Below are 18652 nucleotides of genomic sequence, written 5' to 3'. Positions count from 1 at the left end.
CCGAATCTGGAGGGCTATCATCCCTGAACCGGGGTGCAGTGCCGATCAATAGATACTTTTAGGAGGTAAATGCTGCGTGAAAATACACATTGTTAAGCAAGGTGATTCGCTGTTCGCGTTATCACAGAAGTATGGAGTGCCGCTGCAAAAAATAATCGAGGCCAATCCGCAAATCACCAATCCAGATGTGCTTGCTGTAGGAGACAAGGTTAAGATCCCGGCTGCGCCCGTAGCTCTGCCTGTTCCGGACAACAACGATATCTACTATAAGCATACAGTCAAGCAAGGCGATACCTTATGGAAGCTCTCCAAGGCTTGGGGAGTTACACTCAAGGATATGATTGATGCCAACCCGCAGCTTAAGAACCCTAATGCACTGATGACGGGTGAAGTCGTGAATATCCCTAAGAAAGTCAGTACCTCTCCAATCCAGGCCCAATCCATCGATCCGGTAAAAGCTAATACGACCCCAATTCAGGCTCAGTCCACCGCTCCGGCAGTGGTCGATAAAACGGCGATTGGCGGTAAAACCTACACTGGTGTCATCGAAAAGCCGGCTCCCGCACCTGCGCCAGTTCCTGCACCTGCTGCAGAAGCAGTCCCTATCCCGTTGGCGGTTCCTGCACCTAACCCTGCACCTAACAAAGCGCCGGAAGTCAAGCCGGTTCAGGAAGCCGTCTATGAGAAACAAAGCTTGTATGTGCAAATCTCTGTTCCCGCACAGGAAGAGAAAACCAAAGAAGTGCATCATAAGTCAGAGGTTCAGCCTGCCGCCTGGGATGAGGGTAAAACCTCGCCCTGGGGAAAGAGCGATGGCTATCCCGGCCTTAGCGAGAATCCGTATTTTATGAATTATGCACCCGTGTATCCCGTATATGAGCCAATGGCCAATATGAATATGAACAATATGAATATGAACAATATGAATAACGCTCCAAGTTATGTTCAGCCTGCAGCGTTTATGCCGGAATGCCCGCCGTTCTATGCTCAGCCGGTTAATCCTTGTCCGCCTGGACAATACCCCGGAGCATGGTATCCTAATGCAGAACCGGATTATAACAATGTGAATATGTCAGCAGTCAGCCCTGTCAGTGACAATGCTGCGTTTGCTCCGCAGTACCAGAGTGAGCAGGTTAATCTTCCGTGGCCTTCCTGCGGATGCGGCGCAATGTCGATTCAGCCCTATCCTTATGAGCAGCCGATGTATAACGGGTATCCGGTGTACGGCATGCCGCAGATGGGGATGGTTTCTCCTTATGCTGGAGGAATGAATGCCATGCCTAACGCGGTGTCACCGATGTATGAACAGCCTATGGTATCGAATATTCCGCCATATCCGGCTTATCCGGGCATGGAGAATTTCGCCCACAACCGCGTACCCGAGATTCAGATTCCTGAGCCTGTAGTGGAGGAAGCGGAGGAGGTGCCGGATAAGGGGCGCACTGAGGCCACAACAGCAAAGGATACAAAACCAGGGAAATCCAAACCGGCAGCGGCAAAAGCGAAAACCTCCAGCCAGAACTCTGCCGCCAAGGATAAGGCCCACTCCAAGCCGCGTTCGAGCTCAAGCGGACGTTCAAGTACAGATAAGAAGAATCAGACTCCTTGGATTCCCAATTAAGAGGATAGTCCCTAAGAGGAGAGTTGCACATGCAGGTCCTGCTAGATATGAGGGCCGGCATGTGCTTTTGGGGCATGGTTATACAGGTACAGAGGCTTGTATAGGATATCTATGAAAGTCTATAGTACTATCTCGAAAATAGTAGAAATTAAGGGTTGTTAGCAGGGATATATAATGTTATATTATATATCCAATCGCAAGGCGGGTGCCTTGCACAAGGTTGGACATGTTGCTCTGATGAATACACACTTTGCTTCATCGAAAATAAGTGTTGCATTCAGAAGAAGAACATGTTATATTATAAGAGTTGCTGGTGACGAGATAATCGACACTAACAACGAGCTTGATCTTTGAAAACTGAACAACGAGTGAGTATCTGGAGATCACTTCGGTGAGATCCAAAAATGAGAATGTAAATTCTCGTCAGATGTTTCAAAATGAGCAATCGCTCTTTCTAAATACCAATTTGGAGAGTTTGATCCTGGCTCAGGACGAACGCTGGCGGCATGCCTAATACATGCAAGTCGAGCGGAGTTTGAGAGGAAGCTTGCTTCCTTTCAGACTTAGCGGCGGACGGGTGAGTAACACGTAGGCAACCTGCCCTCAAGCCTGGGATAACTACCGGAAACGGTAGCTAATACCGGATAATTTCTTTTTTCTCCTGAGAGAAGAATGAAAGGCGGAGCAATCTGCTGCTTGGGGATGGGCCTGCGGCGCATTAGCTAGTTGGTGGGGTAACGGCCCACCAAGGCGACGATGCGTAGCCGACCTGAGAGGGTGAACGGCCACACTGGGACTGAGACACGGCCCAGACTCCTACGGGAGGCAGCAGTAGGGAATCTTCCGCAATGGGCGCAAGCCTGACGGAGCAATGCCGCGTGAGTGATGAAGGTTTTCGGATCGTAAAGCTCTGTTGCCAGGGAAGAACGTCCGGTAGAGTAACTGCTACCGGAGTGACGGTACCTGAGAAGAAAGCCCCGGCTAACTACGTGCCAGCAGCCGCGGTAATACGTAGGGGGCAAGCGTTGTCCGGAATTATTGGGCGTAAAGCGCGCGCAGGCGGTTATTTAAGTCTGGTGTTTAAACCTTGGGCTCAACCTGAGGTCGCACTGGAAACTGGGTGACTTGAGTACAGAAGAGGAAAGTGGAATTCCACGTGTAGCGGTGAAATGCGTAGATATGTGGAGGAACACCAGTGGCGAAGGCGACTTTCTGGGCTGTAACTGACGCTGAGGCGCGAAAGCGTGGGGAGCAAACAGGATTAGATACCCTGGTAGTCCACGCCGTAAACGATGAGTGCTAGGTGTTAGGGGTTTCGATACCCTTGGTGCCGAAGTTAACACAGTAAGCACTCCGCCTGGGGAGTACGGTCGCAAGACTGAAACTCAAAGGAATTGACGGGGACCCGCACAAGCAGTGGAGTATGTGGTTTAATTCGAAGCAACGCGAAGAACCTTACCAGGTCTTGACATCCAACTAACGAAGCAGAGATGCATCAGGTGCCCTTCGGGGAAAGTTGAGACAGGTGGTGCATGGTTGTCGTCAGCTCGTGTCGTGAGATGTTGGGTTAAGTCCCGCAACGAGCGCAACCCTTGACTTTAGTTGCCAGCAGGTGAAGCTGGGCACTCTAGAGTGACTGCCGGTGACAAACCGGAGGAAGGTGGGGATGACGTCAAATCATCATGCCCCTTATGACCTGGGCTACACACGTACTACAATGGCCGGTACAACGGGAAGCGAAGCCGCGAGGTGGAGCCAATCCCAGCAAAGCCGGTCTCAGTTCGGATTGCAGGCTGCAACTCGCCTGCATGAAGTCGGAATTGCTAGTAATCGCGGATCAGCATGCCGCGGTGAATACGTTCCCGGGTCTTGTACACACCGCCCGTCACACCACGAGAGTTTACAACACCCGAAGTCGGTGGGGTAACCCGCAAGGGAGCCAGCCGCCGAAGGTGGGGTAGATGATTGGGGTGAAGTCGTAACAAGGTAGCCGTATCGGAAGGTGCGGCTGGATCACCTCCTTTCTATGGAGAATCGTCTTCTGCAATGAAGACATTCAAATCGGAAGCTTTGCTTCCACTAATAGAACCCTTGGGTTCGAATACTCACTCGTTGGTCAGTTTTGAGAGTTTAAGCTCTCATCTTTAAACTTGATCCTTGAAAACTGGATACCGAAACGAATTTGCGTTTTAGAACATTCCTTTAAGCTGAACTTGTGTAAACAAGTTTCATATTAATGGCGATACTAGCGATTTTCCTTAGGGAAAACGCATTGGTTAAGCTACTAAGAGCACACGGAGGATGCCTAGGCGCCAGGAGCCGACGAAGGACGTGGCGAACAACGAAACTGCCTCGGGGAGCTGTAAGCAAGCTTTGATCCGGGGGTGTCCGAATGGGGAAACCCAGCTGTGGTAATTCGCAGTTACTCATTTCTGAATACATAGGAAATGCAGAGGCAGACCAGGGGAACTGAAACATCTAAGTACCCTGAGGAAGAGAAAACAATAGTGATTCCGTCAGTAGCGGCGAGCGAACGCGGAACAGCCTAAACCAAGGGGCTTGCCTCTTGGGGTTGTGGGACGTCTCACATGGAGTTACAAAGGAATAGAGTAGGCGAAGAGGTCTGGAAAGGCCCGCGATAGAGGTAAAAGCCCTGTAGCCTAAACTGTGTTCTCTCCGAGACGGATCCCGAGTAGTGCGGGGCACGTGAAACCCCGTATGAATCCAGCAGGACCATCTGCTAAGGCTAAATACTACCTGGCGACCGATAGTGAAACAGTACCGTGAGGGAAAGGTGAAAAGCACCCCGGAAGGGGAGTGAAATAGAACCTGAAACCGTGTGCTTACAAAAAGTCAGAGCCCTCTTTATGGGTGATGGCGTGCCTTTTGTAGAATGAACCGGCGAGTTACGTTTAACATGCAAGGTTAAGGTGAGAAGCCGGAGCCGCAGCGAAAGCGAGTCTGAATAGGGCGACTAAGTATGTGGACGTAGACCCGAAACCGTGTGATCTACCCCTGTCCAGGGTGAAGGTGCGGTAACACGCACTGGAGGCCCGAACCCACGCATGTTGAAAAATGCGGGGATGAGGTGGGGGTAGCGGAGAAATTCCAATCGAACTCGGAGATAGCTGGTTCTCCCCGAAATAGCTTTAGGGCTAGCCTCGGTGAATGGAGTGGTGGAGGTAGAGCACTGATTGGGTGCGGGGCCCGCAAGGGTTACCAAGCTCAGTCAAACTCCGAATGCCATTTACTTCTTGCCGGGAGTCAGACAGTGAGTGCTAAGATCCATTGTCAAAAGGGAAACAGCCCAGACCATCAGCTAAGGTCCCCAAGTGTGTGTTAAGTGGGAAAGGATGTGGAGTTGCACAGACAACCAGGATGTTGGCTTAGAAGCAGCCACCATTGAAAGAGTGCGTAATAGCTCACTGGTCGAGTGACTCTGCGCCGAAAATGTAACGGGGCTAAACACACCACCGAAGCTATGGCTAGATGCTTTGCATCTGGGGTAGGGGAGCGTTGTATGTAGGTTGAAGGTGTACCGTAAGGAGCGCTGGACAGCATACAAGTGAGAATGCCGGTATGAGTAACGAAAAGATCAGTGAGAATCTGATCCGCCGAAAGCCCAAGGTTTCCTGAGGAAGGCTCGTCCGCTCAGGGTAAGTCGGGACCTAAGGCGAGGCCGACAGGCGTAGTCGAAGGACAACAGTTTGAAATTACTGTACCACCGTAATCCGCTATGAGCGATGGGGTGACGCAGGAGGGTAGTGACGCGGACTGATGGATGTCCGTCTAAGCAGTGAGGCTGGTGTGCAGGCAAATCCGCACATCGTAAGGCTGGGCTGTGATGGGGAGCGAAAATTATAGTAGCGAAGGTCATGATCTCACACTGCCAAGAAAAGCCTCTAGTCAGGAGAAGGTGCCCGTACCGCAAACCGACACAGGTAGGCGAGAAGAGAATTCTAAGGCGCGCGGAAGAACTCTCGTTAAGGAACTCGGCAAAATGACCCCGTAACTTCGGGAGAAGGGGTGCCTCGGTAGGGTGAATAGCCCGAGGGGGCCGCAGTGAAAAGGCCCAAGCGACTGTTTAGCAAAAACACAGGTCTGTGCGAAGCCGCAAGGCGAAGTATACGGGCTGACGCCTGCCCGGTGCTGGAAGGTTAAGGGGAGCGGTTAGGAGCAATCCGAAGCTGTGAACCGAAGCCCCAGTAAACGGCGGCCGTAACTATAACGGTCCTAAGGTAGCGAAATTCCTTGTCAGGTAAATTCTGACCCGCACGAATGGCGTAACGACTTGGGCGCTGTCTCAACGAGAGATCCGGTGAAATTTTAATACCTGTGAAGATGCAGGTTACCCGCGACAAGACGGAAAGACCCCATGGAGCTTTACTGCAGCTTGATATTGAATTTGGGTACGATCTGTACAGGATAGGTGGGAGCCGTGGAGGCAGGAGCGCAAGCTTCTGCGGAGGCGCCGTTGGGATACCACCCTGATCGTATCTAGGTTCTAACCTAGTGCCCTCATCGGGTACGGGGACCGTGTCAGGCGGGCAGTTTGACTGGGGCGGTCGCCTCCTAAAGAGTAACGGAGGCGTTCAAAGGTTCCCTCAGAATGGTTGGAAATCATTCGCAGAGTGCAAAGGCATAAGGGAGCTTGACTGCGAGACCTACAAGTCGAGCAGGGACGAAAGTCGGACTTAGTGATCCGGTGGTACCGCATGGAAGGGCCATCGCTCAACGGATAAAAGCTACCCTGGGGATAACAGGCTTATCTCCCCCAAGAGTCCACATCGACGGGGAGGTTTGGCACCTCGATGTCGGCTCATCGCATCCTGGGGCTGAAGTAGGTCCCAAGGGTTGGGCTGTTCGCCCATTAAAGCGGTACGCGAGCTGGGTTCAGAACGTCGTGAGACAGTTCGGTCCCTATCTGTCGTGGGCGCAGGAAATTTGAGAGGAGCTGTCCTTAGTACGAGAGGACCGGGATGGACGTACCGCTGGTGCATCAGTTGTTCCGCCAGGAGCATGGCTGAGTAGCTACGTACGGACGGGATAAGCGCTGAAAGCATCTAAGCGTGAAGCCCCCCTCAAGATGAGATTTCCCAATTAGTAAGACCCCTTGAAGACGACGAGGTAGATAGGTTGGAGGTGGAAGTGCAGTAATGCATGGAGCTGACCAATACTAATCGGTCGAGGGCTTATCCAAAAGCTACCCCAAAAAGTGAAGATGACGCTGACGAAGCGGATTCCGAATACTTTCCGGGGGCCCCGTAAGAAGGGCAAACGCAGATTCGTTTCGGATTCAGTTTTCAGGAATCAATTTCCTGAAGCATTTACGCTGTAAATGCCCGTTTGGTGGCGATAGCGGAGGGGTTCCACACGTACCCATCCCGAACACGACCGTTAAGCCCTCCAGCGCCGATGGTACTTGGACCGAAGGGTCCTGGGAGAGTAGGACGTTGCCAAGCACTTAAGACCACTGTTGATTATCAATGGTGGTTTTTTGTTGCGTGACTTTATCTATTCGATGCTGATATACCTGGATTCAGGCTATGGCGGAAGCATTACCTATGACACTAGTACCTCATCAGATCTAAAAGGATGAAAAGGATGAATAAGCTTGTTAAACCTTATCAACCCAAAATCTAACGGACCGGAGAGATCTTATCCCCGCGAAAACACCACTTTTTGCAGCTTAACGGACTCAGGCGACCTTATCGTCTCTCTATGAGATGTTTCGGAGCTGAAGTACAAAGGATAAGGCCTGTGGAGTCCGTTACTCGCCCAATTGACGACTTTCTTCCCAAATAAGAGCACCTCAGTCCGTTACGCTAAGCCAAACGCCCCTGAAGAACAACTCCCGATTGGAAAAAAGAAGTAATTTGAAGAGGAATTGCGTCTGCTCCACTATTTTTAATCTGATGCAGTACTAGTGGAAGAAGAGTATTTCATAGAGATTGTGGGCAGGCTGAGACGCGAGGGACGAGATGTCCGTCATTTAACCTTGTCTGCTTCCTCTGAGACTCTATACAGTTGACTGGAGAGCCGTGATGAAGGCAGGAGTCCCTGGGGCGCTTTACAGATGGAGAGATGTCTTAGAGGGCATGAGAATAAGCTCTTTGCATGTGATGTAGATACTGAACATAAGTCTATTTCCGTGGTTGCCGAGATTATTATGGCTTTGGTGGAGAATCCGCTAAGTAATGAATAGAATAATAATATTTCTATTGTATTAATCTATTTTATCTGATATAATATTTTTTGTTGTCGAAAGATTGTTTGCTTATCTGGCTCGTTGGTCAAGGGGTTAAGACACCTCCCTTTCACGGAGGTAACATGGGTTCGAATCCCATACGAGTCACCATTTTCTTCTTTGAATTATGGGATGAGAATTCCCTGGGTTCGTTGAAGCATAGGCATCGTAAGGAATACTTCGCAATCTCGTAACGGAGTGGAGAGTATCCCATACGAGTCACCACTTTCTTCTTTAATAAATTAATGGTTGTATATCTTATGAAAATGTGTTATGATCATTAAGTTGCTTCTTCGATGGAGGCTTAGCTCAGCTGGGAGAGCATCTGCCTTACAAGCAGAGGGTCGGGGGTTCGAACCCCTCAGCCTCCACCATGCAGACTTTGCAAGCTAGAAGAGAATATTTTTTTACTGACGCGGGGTGGAGCAGCCCGGTAGCTCGTCGGGCTCATAACCCGAAGGCCGCAGGTTCAAATCCTGCCCCCGCAATATTATCTTGGAACCGTGGTGTAGTTGGCCTAACATGCCTGCCTGTCACGCAGGAGATCGCGGGTTCGAATCCCGTCGGTTCCGCCATTTTCATTAAAGCAGTTGAATACATACCGTGTGCGGACGTGGCTCAGCGGTAGAGCATCGCCTTGCCAAGGCGAGGGTCGCGGGTTCGATTCCCGTCGTCCGCTCCATATTTTGCGCCCTTAGCTCAGCTGGATAGAGCGTTTGACTACGAATCAAAAGGCCGGGAGTTCGAATCTCTCAGGGCGCGCCATTATTACTTTATTGAATGTTTTTCATTTTAAATTTAATTATCCATGATGGATATATATGATATTAAGCCGGCGTGGCGGAATGGCAGACGCGCTCGACTCAAAATCGAGTGGGAAACCGTGGAGGTTCGAGTCCTCTCGCCGGTACTACCAAAAGGTTTATGACATTGTATTTTGGACAATGTCATAAACCTTTTTTGTTTTTATTGCACTGAAACTATATTAACTGATTTAGCCTGCTTTCAGGTTCTTCCCCGTATTGTACACGTTTTATATTCTTTATGAAGAAATCATATCTTTTTTGGTGGAATTTCCGGCCGTCAGGCATTCCTGCGGTATGGGGAGTAAGGATCACGTTATCCAGCGTGCGGAGCTCACTGTCTATAGGAAGCGGTTCGGATTCATACACATCCAGGCAGGCTCCGGAAATATCTCCGTTTTTTAATGCGTCCAGCAAGTCTCTTTCGTTGACAATCCCCCCGCGGGCGGTATTGATAAAAATAGCAGTATCCTTCATTTTCTTGAAGACTTCTTGGTTCATCAGGTGCTTGGTTTGCTCAGTCAAGGGTACGTGAACACTGACGATGTCGGATGTGCTTAGGAGTGTATCGAAATCGGTCATTTTCACTATGCCGTCCGATGGCGCTTCGGTATTTCTCGCATAAGCCAACACATTCATATCAAAAGCGCTGCAAAACGCAGCTACCTTTTTTCCGATAGCGCCCAGCCCGATAATCCCCATGGTTTTGCCCTCTAATTCACTTCCTGTGTACTCCAAGTGATGTTCATCCATCCTGTTTTTCATGAAATGATCAAGAAACGGGATGTTTTTATAATAAGCCAGCATTAGTGCCATTACCTGCTCGGCCACGGCCTGTGCGTTCACTCCTGCAGCATTGGCCACCCAAATGCCGAGCTGTGTGCAGGCAGGGATATCGACATTATCATAACCTGCACCTGTCTGTACCAATTTTAATTTTTTGGCGCTAGCCAGCAGGCTAGGGTCCACTTGGATATGTTCAGGAATGAGGACCTGACAATCTTCAATATGATGCAGCATATCTTGTCCAGGCGGGACAATGATAACGTTCCAGTCTTGCGGAAAATACCCGGTAATCTTTGATTGTGCAGTTTCGTTAAAATGACCAACGATGAGAACCTTCATAGCTAAACCACCTTTTCATAACCTGGACTATTTGACCCCTTGTCTGTGTTAATGATAATTTTAGACATAAAGAATAATGTTGTAAAACGCAAATATTTTGTGAACTATATTAATATTTTCTATATATTGAGGAGGTATTCTATGTATTTTCCTGGGATAGAAGCGTTTTTAGCTATCGTACGGACTGGGAGTATAAGTAAAGCGGCCGATCTGCTGCATCTGTCACAAGCAACGGTAAGTTACCGCTTAAAGACATTAGAGCAAGGGATGGGCGGACTGTTAGTGGAGCGAAGAAAAGGGGCAGCCAAAATCAGCCTGACCCCAAAAGGGGAGAACTTTTTTAGTATTGCGGAAAGATGGGAGGCGCTCTGGAGGGAAACTCAAATTTTAAAGGCGAATGGTTCGCAGTTAAGTCTGGCCATAAGCGCTGCCGAAAGTATAAGCCACTTTGTCTTGCCTCCGGTATATAGAATGCTTAATCAGCATACTCCGTCCATCCGATTGCAGATTCGTACGCAGCATACTCAGGAGGCTTTTGATAGTATTGAGCGGCGTGAGATGGATGTGGCGTTTGTGGTACGGGAAATTGTGTCGCCTAGCGTTACTGTTCAACCGTTTTTCACTGAAGAAATGGTGCTGTTGCGCTTGGCTGTGCCAGGGCGGCAGGCTGGAGATACGGTGGAAATGGAAGAATTGGCGGCAGAGCATGAAGTCCTCGTCAATTGGAATCGGGAGTTTCAATTCAGACATGACCAGTGGTGGGACCCGCTGTGTCCGTCCCGTGTACATCTGGACTCAGCGGGACTCATCACTACTTTTTTGACGAATGCCAGACAATGGACGATTGTGCCCGCTTCGATTGGCGCCCATATGAAGGGGATGGGAGAATTTGTTCTTCAGAAGCTGGCGGTGTCAGTGCCCCCTAGAGTAGGCTATAAGGTAACTCATAAGTTTCCAAACCAGGCGTTACACGAGCCCCTTCAGATTCTTGATAGCTATCTGCGAGATACATTTGGAGTCCAATGACCTGGCCGCAGTGCTGTGCAATCATTGTATCCGCTTGGAAATCGGGTGGTCTGCGTTCATCTGCAGCAGGTCCCACAGGTTGCCGTACAAATCCTTGAATACCGCAACGATTCCATAAGCTTCTTCTTTGGGTTCTCTAACGAATTCAATCCCCCTGGAGACCATTTCATGATAATCTCGCCAGAAGTTATCGGTGTTCAGAAATAGGAATACTCGTCCGCCTGCCTGATTGCCGATAAAGAACTCCTGTTCAGGCTTCGACGCCCGGGCCAGCAGAAGGGTAGTGCCTGATGATCCGGGAGGGGAGACTACGACCCATCTTTTATCCTGCTCGGGCTGATAGAGATCTTCAACTAATGTGAAATTCAGCTTGTTGGTATAAAATTCTATAGCTTCATCATAATCCTTAACGACTAGAGCAATGTGCACAATGGACTGAAGCATCCCGGTCATCCTCTCATTCTAGGCAATGGTATAGCTCTTATTATTCTACTATAAATGGACCTAATCTACACCAGCTCAATTACCGCCATCTGATGATTCTTCAGGTAAGGAATCGTGTAGGTGATCCCGCCCCCGCTGCTGACGGTGAACTGCAGCTCTGTCATCGACGGGGCCAGATAGACCCGGTGTACGGGATCAGAGGAGGGTAGGCGCAGGCTGACGGAAATGTCCTGCAGCGGCACAATATCCTCGATGACTTCGATCCGGCCTTTGAGCGCGGGAGCGGCGTAGAGCAGGTGGTGCACATAGCGCTGCTCTGCCTGCTGGTACTGCAGGGTCGTTATGCCCCGGGCCGGCAGAGTAGTGCGAAGGGAAGGAAGCGGAAGCAGACGCGACAGTGCATGCAGCACCATTTCCTTCAGGATAAGATGGCCGGCATCCGCATATTCGCTGAATACATCCCAGGCAATATAGATCCCGCTGCTGCTCTCCACCATCCCCGGCCCGTTATCCTCCTGTGTACCCGGCGTATGCTGGTGCGAGCAGAAGGTGAAGACATCACGGTTGAAATAAGGATTCTCCAGATGACCGAGCGATTGTCCTTCCAAGAGTTCCACCAGCTGACCCTCGCCGTACATTACATAGGATGCAGGCAGCAGGGCGCCGGGCGTGAAATGGGGCTTGAAGTAAGACGGCCGGTAAGGGTTGGCCCCCAGCCAGCTGATCCCCAGGTTCAGTGCAAAAGCATCGCCTTCCGGATTCAGGCCGGAGCGTCCGGTGGCCAGCACCTTGCCGCCTCCGGCGGTAAAGGCCCCAATCGCGTCGGCCAGCTCCGGCCATACGGGCACCTCATCGGGCAGCACCAGCACTTTGTAGGCGGTGAAGTCGCTGAACGTATCTACGATGTCATACAGGTAATGGCCTTCTGTCAGTATGCGTACCGCACCGGCATCGGCCAGATTGCGTTCCCCCCTGCGTGCCTGTCCGCCGGGGCAGGCTTCACGTGCAGCCTCCAGGGACAGGACGGCAATATCTGCAACGGACGTAACCCCGCTGCACCACTCCTCCTTCGCCTCCACCTCGCTGTAGGCGGCGCCGATCAGGGCATAGGTCGCTTCATCCATCCAGCCGGAAGGGTGAAGCTGGTCGCCGATGGAGCATCGGGCGCCATGGGCGAGGCTGAGCGCGGCTTCGAACCGCAGCGCGTTCGGATGCTTATACCCGCCGAATTCGCCCCAGGAGGTATGGAATTTGCCGGTCATGCCGAGGAATTCCATACCGAGCGTCTGGGCGTAGCGTGCCGACAGCGGGAAATGGTCATACCCCCAGCCTCCGGTAGGAAGCGACTCCAGCTCCAGATGGCTGTTGACCTGTACCAGATCGCGGCGTCCCCGCTGCTGATGGCCGTTGTTATGATAGACCGGCAGGCCGGGCTTCACGGCATCAATCGTCTCCCGCACACGGCGGGCATAATTCAGGTAGGTCTGCTCGCCGAGGGCGATGACGGCTGCTTCGTCGCGGGGGTCCCGGCCGGCTGCCCGCAGGGCGGCGACGCAGTATTGGCAGCGGCACTTGCGGACGCCGACGATGTCGAGGAAGATACCGTCTGCCTCGTACCGGGAGACGGCTTCATGAATCTGGGCCAGCAGGATGTCCAGGTAAGGCGTGTTCAGGCAGAACTCATGGTAGCCCGGGGTCATGAAGTCTTTTACCCAGCGTGTACGGTCCTCGGCATCGCGGATCAGCCACTCCGGATGACGGCGGGCCAGCTTCTCATCAAGACCGGCTGACAGATAGACCGGGGTCTTGACCCCGATTTCATGAGCGGCTTCAATCATCTCGCCCAGCAGGTCAAAGGAGAGGCCGGGATGAATCTCATTGGCGTCGCTGGGATGATAGGCCCAGCCGTGATGGCATTTGGAGAATACGGTGACCGAGTCTACGTGACCTGAGCGCAGCATGGACTGGAACTGGGATTTGGAGAAGGCCTGCCCGATGCCGGGAATGGCTTCGGAAGTATGGAAATCAAGATGAACCTGACGGAAACGCATGGATACACAACCCCTTAGAGAATTGGATGAAAAGCGGATTCCCAGTCAATGTACCTCTTTTCCGCCGTGGCAGCCAGTGATAATATAGACTTTGAATAGCACAAAATCGACCTGAGACAAGGGGGAGCTATGATGCTGTGCCTGGAATTTGCGATTCCCCCGCTGCCGCAGCTGGTTACGGTGGGACATGCGGTCTGGTCTCCGGGGGACCGGCATTTCGCCCGCACGTTCGGTGTGTACGATCTGCTGCTGGTCAAGCGGGGAACGCTCTATATGGCAGAGGAAAGCAAGGAATACGCAGTGGGTGCGGGACAACTGCTGGTGCTGGAAGCGGGAAGACCGCATGACGGGTACCGGGCCTGTGCGGAGGATACGGAAATTTACTGGGTGCACTTCATCCATGAGCATAAGCCGGGATATATCCGGCGCGGGGAGATCCCCTGGTCTTCACTGCTGGCTAAGGGAACGGTGGAGGATGAGGAGCCGTCTGCGCAGCAGCGCCTGTACCTGCCCAAATTCGCCCCGGTTGATATAGAGGCATTGGAGCCGGTATTGCAGGAGATGAACGAGATTCACAGCCGGCTGAGCGCAGAGAATGCACTCCGGCTCCAGCTGCTGCTGGCCGGTCTGCTGGCGGCGCTGCAGGCGGAATGCCAGCGGACGGGCCAGCCGGAGCCGGCGGCCCGGCTGGCCCGGGCTGCCGCTGCTTATCTGGATGTCCACTGGAGACAGCCGTTTCATCTGGCCGGGCTTGCGGAGGAGCTGCATTTCCAGGCGGATTATATTACGAGGTGCATGAAGCAGCATATCGGCACGACGCCGCTGCAGTATGTGCTGCAGCGGCGCCTGGAGGAAGCGAGGAAGCTGCTTGGCGGTACGGTGTTGGACATTGCTGAAATTGCCGAACGGGTCGGTATTCAGGACCCGAACTATATGACACGCCTGTTCAGCATGAGGTTCGGTGTCACCCCCGGGGCCTACCGGCGGCGGCTGCGCATGCGGGATGAGGCTGCCGCCGATACGGAGGAAATCTGAGCAATGGCCGGGGATAAGGTCAGGAATTCTGGATTCGCTCGCGGTACTGGGTGGGGGTGCAGTTGAATACTTTGCGGAACTGGCGTGAGTAGTAATTCTGGTCATGGAAGCCGCTGTCCATCGCCACCTGGGAGACGCTCAGGCCGGGGCTGCGCAGCAGCGTGCAGGAATAATCCAGCCGCTTGCGGATCACATAATCCATCGGCGTGGTCTGGTAGTTGCGGGTGAACACTCTCAGGAACTGGCGGGTGGACATATAGGCCATATCCGCCATGGACTGCAGGGTGACCGGCTGCAGGAAATGCTCCTCGATATAGGTGACCGTCTCACCGATCCGCAGCGCCTTGTTATCCTCATGGCCGCTGCTATTCTGATAATAACGTGAGAGCATGCCTACCAAGGCGGTGAAATAGGTGCGGATCATCAGCCGGTATCCTTCAGGCTGACGGTCATGCTCTTCCAGAATGTCATCCAGCAGCCGTGTCGCCTCCTGGAGCTGCCCGGCTTCCAGGGAGAGCATGCCCTTGAAGTACATCTCCTTCCGGTAGAACGGCTCGATATAGAATAATGCCTGGAACCCCGGCAGCAGTCTGAGCTCGGACTGCTGGAGCAGCTGTTCAGGCTGGAACATCACATTGACGTATTCGATGCCCTCGACATTCTTGTAGCCATGGGAAACGTTGCTGTGGATCAGAAAAACCTGCCCGGCGGTAACCGGATACTCTCTCCCTTCAATGATATGCACGGCGTTTCCCGACAGAATGACGACTAGCTCGGAGAAGTCATGGCTGTGGACGTAGTAATCATGGGTCAGCGGGCACTTCTGGATTCTGAAGGTGAAGCCGGGCTCAAGTCCAATGTCCCGCGCTAGTATTTTGGTTGTCATGGCAATATTATGCTAAAGAAGGTCGGGATCGTCAAGGCGGAGAACGGCGGGCGGCGCTACCATTAGATTGCGGGCATATTTGCCTGGCTGGGGACAGCCGGGGGGACCTGCGTAATGGTCAGGAGGGAAAAAAATGCTTCATTTACTAAATCACAGCGTACTGAATCATAAAGAAAAACCAAGTACCGGAAATCTGCGGATCCTGTTCCTCGGGGACAGTATTACGGCAGACGGCCGGTATATCGGCCTGTTCCGGGAAGGCTTAAGCAGGCACCGGCCGGAGCTGGCGGTGGAACTGCTTGCGTGCGGGGTTCCCAGCGAGACCGTCTCGGGACTCAGCGAAGCCGCGCATCCATTTCCGCGGCCCTGTGTCCATGACCGGCTGGCAGGCGAGCTGGCGGCGGCCAGTCCCGATGTGGCCGTTGCCTGTTACGGGATGAATGACGGGATCTATCATCCCTTCTCGGAAGCGCGCTTTGCAGCCTATCAGTCCGGGATGAAGCGTCTGAGCGCTCTTATCCGTGAAGCAGGAGCCGCTGCCGTGCTGCTGACACCGCCGCCGTTTCACGCCGCCTCGATGGACGGTCCGCTGCAGCCCGCAGAGGCGGCTGATTTCAGCTATCTCGCGCCTTACCGGGATTATGACCGTGTATTGGAGCGTTATGCGGACTGGCTGATCTCCGGCGGCTGTCCTGCAGACGGTGTCATCGACATACGTACACCGCTGCTGGAGCATATCCGGCATGAGCGGCTGCTTCATGCCTCTTACCGCTACGGGGACGGTATCCACCCGGATCTGTCCGGTCACCGGATCATGGCGCAGGTGCTGCTGCGGGAGTTATTCCGCCAGGATCCGGACGGACTCCGGGAGCAGCCCTGTTCCTGAACCCCTGATTGACAAGCAAAATAGCGCGGGATTATAGTAGTGTCACCCTAAGAGCCGGGAGAGAGGACCATGAATATACTTCAGACAATCCGCTCGCGCAAATATTTACAGCGGATTCTGCTCAGCTTCATGCTTGTTGTCGCCACACTGGCGGCCGCTTCGCTGTTTGTGAACTCAGGTGCCCGCAGCAAGGTGCTCAGCCTGCAGAACGAGGCAGACCGCAAGCTGCTGACCCAGATTAATTACAACATAGAGAACATGAACGGCATCGTTAAGGATTTGGCCGTATCTCTATACAATGATGAGGAGCTGCTGGCCCTGAAGTCAGGTGCGGATTACAGGCAGAGCATTCTCAAGATCGAGCGCCTGAATCATACCGTGGCGGCTTCCCCTTATCTGCACGCTGCCGTGTTCTATAACGGCGCCCAGCACCGGTTCTTCTCGTCGCTGAATCATGAGATTGATAACCGCGTTCTGTACGATTCCCTGAAGGGTTACATGGGCTCCCGGGCGGATCTGCCCAAGCTGCAGCTGATTCCCCTGGACCTTGACGGAAAGGGCGGGGGCATAGACGTCTTTGCCTTCTTCCTGTATGACGGGGAGTCGCTGGGTTCAATCAATGACAACGTGCTGATATTGACGGTGAAGCCGGGGTGGATGCTGGATAATATGAAAGCGCTTAACCAGGTGGCCGAGCGGCAGAATGATGTCCTGTTCGTAACGGACAGCGAGGGTGAGGTGCTTATTTCTACGGACGGCCTGCTTCCTGCCGGGCTGAATATCAGGGGTGAGCTGCTGCCGCGGATCAGCGCCTCGGGCAAGCCGCTGGATTCCTTCAATTATACACATGAAGACAGGAAGTATAAGGTCACTTATCTGAGCAAAGCGCTGAACAACTGGCAGATTGTCAGCATGCAGGATTACGATGTTGTGCTGGGCAGCGTCCGGCAGATGAAATGGACGGAAATCGCGGTTACGCTGTCTGTTGTTCTGCTGGCCGTGCTGTTGTCCGTGTTCTTTGCGGTGCGGCTGTATAAGCCGGTCGGCCAGCTGCTGACGCTGGTGCCGCAGGAGGCGCACGGCACTCCGCAGGCGAAGGATGAGCTGTCGCTGATTGCGGCTAATGTGACCGAGATGATCAGCAAGCTGAAGGGGCTTGAGCTGGAGCGGGCCTCGCAGTCGAATATTGCCAAGCTCTATCAGCTGCGCAGCCTGATCGGGTCCAGCCACAGCATGGATGAGGCTGCCTTCAGGCAGCTCAGGGAGCAGCATGGCATTGACATCGCTTATCCGTCTCCGCTCCGTCTGGCGCTGGTGCAGATTGATAATCTGCAGGGGCTGGCCTCCGAACCGGGGCTGCCGATGGAGTCCCTGCTGTATTTCGCCATTGCTAACATCGGCCAGGAGCAGCTGCGGCTGGAAGGCACTTGTGAAGCGGCCGATATGAAGAGCGGCCATCTGGTCTTTATTGCCGGGAGTGACGACAGGGAACTGGAGAAGCTGGAGGAACGGTTCAGGGAGCTTCAGCAGACGATCGGCAACTATTATCATATTACTTTTACAGTCACGCTAAGCGAGGTCTTCACGGATTACCGCAGCATCACGGCGCATTACAATCTGGCCATCCGCCACTCCGGCTACCGGATGATCTACGGCAAGGGGGCAGTGCTTGAGCCGGGGATGCTCCGGGAGAATGAGGCAAATGAATCCCTTCGTATCCCGCAGGAGCTGGAACGGCAGCTGACGGAGGGGCTGAAGGGCGGGGATCTGGTAGAGACGGAGCAGACGATCCGCAAATGGAGGGAGCTGCTGGGCAGCTTCAGCTACGAGAATATGTTCTCTGCGGTGCTTCATCTTGCGGTTACGCTAAGCAACACGCTTGGCGAGATGAACAGCCGCAACGTCAACCCGGTCTCGGTCAACCTGCAGGCCGTCAACCGCCGTATTCTGGAAAAGGAAACGCTGGATGAGATCGAGGCTGTGCTCCTGGAGGTGGTGCGTGAGGTCGCTGAGCAGCGGCGGAGCGGGCGCGAGGATAAGAACAGGCTGCTGGCGGAGACCGTGAAGGAAATTATTGATAAGCATTACGCCGATCCTGACCTTAATGTGCAGCGCATCGCCGACATGCTCAAGATGAGCTCCGTCTATCTGGGCCAGGTGTTCAAGGCGCAGGAAGGAACGACGGTGGTTGATCAGATCAACGCAGCCCGCCTGGCCTGCGCCAGAGAGTATCTGGAGCAGAAGGACCTGACCGTGACAGAGATTATGGAGAAAGTCGGGTTCGGGAATGAAAGCTATTTCTACCGCCTGTTCAAACGCCGCTACGGCACCACGCCGAAGGAATACCGCCTGAAATCGGCCATTGAACGCAGCAAATAAACCAAGCCAATAAACAGGTTTTTCAGCCTTAAGCCAGGCCCGCTAATGGACATTGTTCCTATAGCGGGCTTTTTGCTGCGCGATGCATGCCACGGCCCGGCCGGAGCAGGAATCTGGCAACAATACAGCCCGGATCTACAGCAATCTTG

Annotated in this window: 9 protein-coding genes, 7 tRNA genes and 3 rRNA genes; 15 read left to right on the top strand and 4 right to left on the bottom strand. The window is 53.1% G+C overall.

What is annotated here, in order from left to right; all coding sequences use genetic code 11:
- Positions 1-76 precede the first annotated feature (76 nt).
- The 11 genes from NST69_RS23750 (at position 77) to NST69_RS23700 (ending at position 8778) form a co-directional block, all read left to right on the top strand.
- Positions 77-1621: a LysM peptidoglycan-binding domain-containing protein gene (locus NST69_RS23750; protein WP_340950649.1), complete on the top strand. Its 1545-nt coding sequence runs from the start codon at positions 77-79 to the stop codon at positions 1619-1621.
- A 463-nt stretch (positions 1622-2084) separates the two neighbouring features.
- Positions 2085-3645 (top strand): 16S ribosomal RNA (locus tag NST69_RS23745).
- A 250-nt stretch (positions 3646-3895) separates the two neighbouring features.
- Positions 3896-6821: ribosomal RNA gene (locus NST69_RS23740) — 23S ribosomal RNA — on the top strand.
- 145 nt (positions 6822-6966) lie between these two features.
- Positions 6967-7083, top strand: a 5S ribosomal RNA gene (rrf, locus tag NST69_RS23735).
- The 16S, 23S and 5S rRNA genes sit together here, the layout of an rRNA operon.
- Positions 7084-7904: 821 nt before the next feature.
- Positions 7905-7979 (top strand) — tRNA-Glu (locus NST69_RS23730).
- Between the two features lie 187 nt (positions 7980-8166).
- Positions 8167-8242, top strand: a tRNA-Val gene (locus NST69_RS23725).
- A 40-nt stretch (positions 8243-8282) separates the two neighbouring features.
- Positions 8283-8356: transfer RNA gene (locus NST69_RS23720), tRNA-Met, on the top strand.
- Positions 8357-8365: 9 nt separating this feature from the next.
- Positions 8366-8443, top strand: a tRNA-Asp gene (locus NST69_RS23715).
- 32 nt (positions 8444-8475) lie between these two features.
- Positions 8476-8550, top strand: a tRNA-Gly gene (locus NST69_RS23710).
- Between the two features lie 6 nt (positions 8551-8556).
- A tRNA-Arg gene (locus NST69_RS23705) sits at positions 8557-8633 on the top strand.
- Positions 8634-8699: 66 nt separating this feature from the next.
- Positions 8700-8778: transfer RNA gene (locus tag NST69_RS23700), tRNA-Leu, on the top strand.
- Between the two features lie 70 nt (positions 8779-8848).
- Here NST69_RS23700 and NST69_RS23695 read toward each other — a convergent pair.
- Complete coding sequence (locus NST69_RS23695) at positions 8849-9796, bottom strand: hydroxyacid dehydrogenase (protein ID WP_339311270.1); 948 nt, start codon at positions 9794-9796, stop codon at positions 8849-8851.
- A 141-nt stretch (positions 9797-9937) separates the two neighbouring features.
- On the opposite strand from NST69_RS23695, the gene NST69_RS23690 reads away from it, so the two are divergent.
- Positions 9938-10822, top strand: coding sequence for a LysR family transcriptional regulator (locus tag NST69_RS23690; protein ID WP_340950653.1), 885 nt, complete (start codon positions 9938-9940; stop codon positions 10820-10822).
- Positions 10823-10843: 21 nt separating this feature from the next.
- On the opposite strand, the gene NST69_RS23685 is transcribed toward NST69_RS23690, so the two are convergent.
- Together NST69_RS23685 and NST69_RS23680 are read right to left on the bottom strand one after the other, a co-directional pair.
- Positions 10844-11266 (bottom strand): VOC family protein, encoded by a 423-nt coding sequence (locus NST69_RS23685; protein ID WP_339311266.1) that lies wholly within the window; start codon positions 11264-11266, stop codon positions 10844-10846.
- 65 nt (positions 11267-11331) lie between these two features.
- Positions 11332-13317, bottom strand: coding sequence for an alpha-amylase family protein (locus tag NST69_RS23680; RefSeq protein WP_342547286.1), 1986 nt, complete (start codon positions 13315-13317; stop codon positions 11332-11334).
- A gap of 129 nt (positions 13318-13446) precedes the next feature.
- Here NST69_RS23680 and NST69_RS23675 point away from each other — a divergent pair, with 129 nt between their 5' ends.
- On the top strand, positions 13447-14352 hold the full coding sequence (locus NST69_RS23675) for an AraC family transcriptional regulator (RefSeq protein ID WP_342547285.1): 906 nt from the start codon (positions 13447-13449) through the stop codon (positions 14350-14352).
- Between the two features lie 19 nt (positions 14353-14371).
- On the opposite strand, the gene NST69_RS23670 is transcribed toward NST69_RS23675, so the two are convergent.
- Positions 14372-15238 (bottom strand): AraC family transcriptional regulator, encoded by an 867-nt coding sequence (locus tag NST69_RS23670; RefSeq protein WP_340950655.1) that lies wholly within the window; start codon positions 15236-15238, stop codon positions 14372-14374.
- A gap of 133 nt (positions 15239-15371) precedes the next feature.
- Here NST69_RS23670 and NST69_RS23665 point away from each other — a divergent pair, with 133 nt between their 5' ends.
- Together NST69_RS23665 and NST69_RS23660 are read left to right on the top strand one after the other, a co-directional pair.
- Positions 15372-16124 carry a GDSL-type esterase/lipase family protein gene (locus tag NST69_RS23665; protein WP_342547283.1) on the top strand — a complete coding sequence of 251 codons (753 nt, stop codon included), beginning with the start codon at positions 15372-15374 and terminating at the stop codon, positions 16122-16124.
- Between the two features lie 69 nt (positions 16125-16193).
- Positions 16194-18503, top strand: coding sequence for a helix-turn-helix domain-containing protein (locus tag NST69_RS23660; protein ID WP_342547282.1), 2310 nt, complete (start codon positions 16194-16196; stop codon positions 18501-18503).
- Positions 18504-18652: the final 149 nt, after the last annotated feature.

It is taken from the genome of Paenibacillus sp. FSL P2-0089 (assembly GCF_038595095.1).
Lineage (GTDB): Bacteria > Bacillota > Bacilli > Paenibacillales > Paenibacillaceae > Paenibacillus_AQ > Paenibacillus_AQ silagei.
The sequence above is the reverse complement of the archived record's forward strand: the minus strand, read 5'-3'. Positions and strand labels throughout refer to the sequence as shown.

Bases quoted from the DNA above. Each gene is read 5' to 3' on its own strand.
- NST69_RS23695 (WP_339311270.1), bottom strand. From the start codon at position 9,796: ATGAAGGTTCTCATCGTTGGTCATTTTAACGAAACTGCACAATCAAAG.
- NST69_RS23690 (WP_340950653.1), top strand. From the start codon at position 9,938: ATGTATTTTCCTGGGATAGAAGCGTTTTTAGCTATCGTACGGACTGGG.
- NST69_RS23685 (WP_339311266.1), bottom strand. From the start codon at position 11,266: ATGCTTCAGTCCATTGTGCACATTGCTCTAGTCGTTAAGGATTATGAT.
- NST69_RS23680 (WP_342547286.1), bottom strand. From the start codon at position 13,317: ATGCGTTTCCGTCAGGTTCATCTTGATTTCCATACTTCCGAAGCCATT.
- NST69_RS23675 (WP_342547285.1), top strand. From the start codon at position 13,447: ATGATGCTGTGCCTGGAATTTGCGATTCCCCCGCTGCCGCAGCTGGTT.
- NST69_RS23670 (WP_340950655.1), bottom strand. From the start codon at position 15,238: ATGACAACCAAAATACTAGCGCGGGACATTGGACTTGAGCCCGGCTTC.
- NST69_RS23665 (WP_342547283.1), top strand. From the start codon at position 15,372: ATGCTTCATTTACTAAATCACAGCGTACTGAATCATAAAGAAAAACCA.
- NST69_RS23660 (WP_342547282.1), top strand. From the start codon at position 16,194: ATGAATATACTTCAGACAATCCGCTCGCGCAAATATTTACAGCGGATT.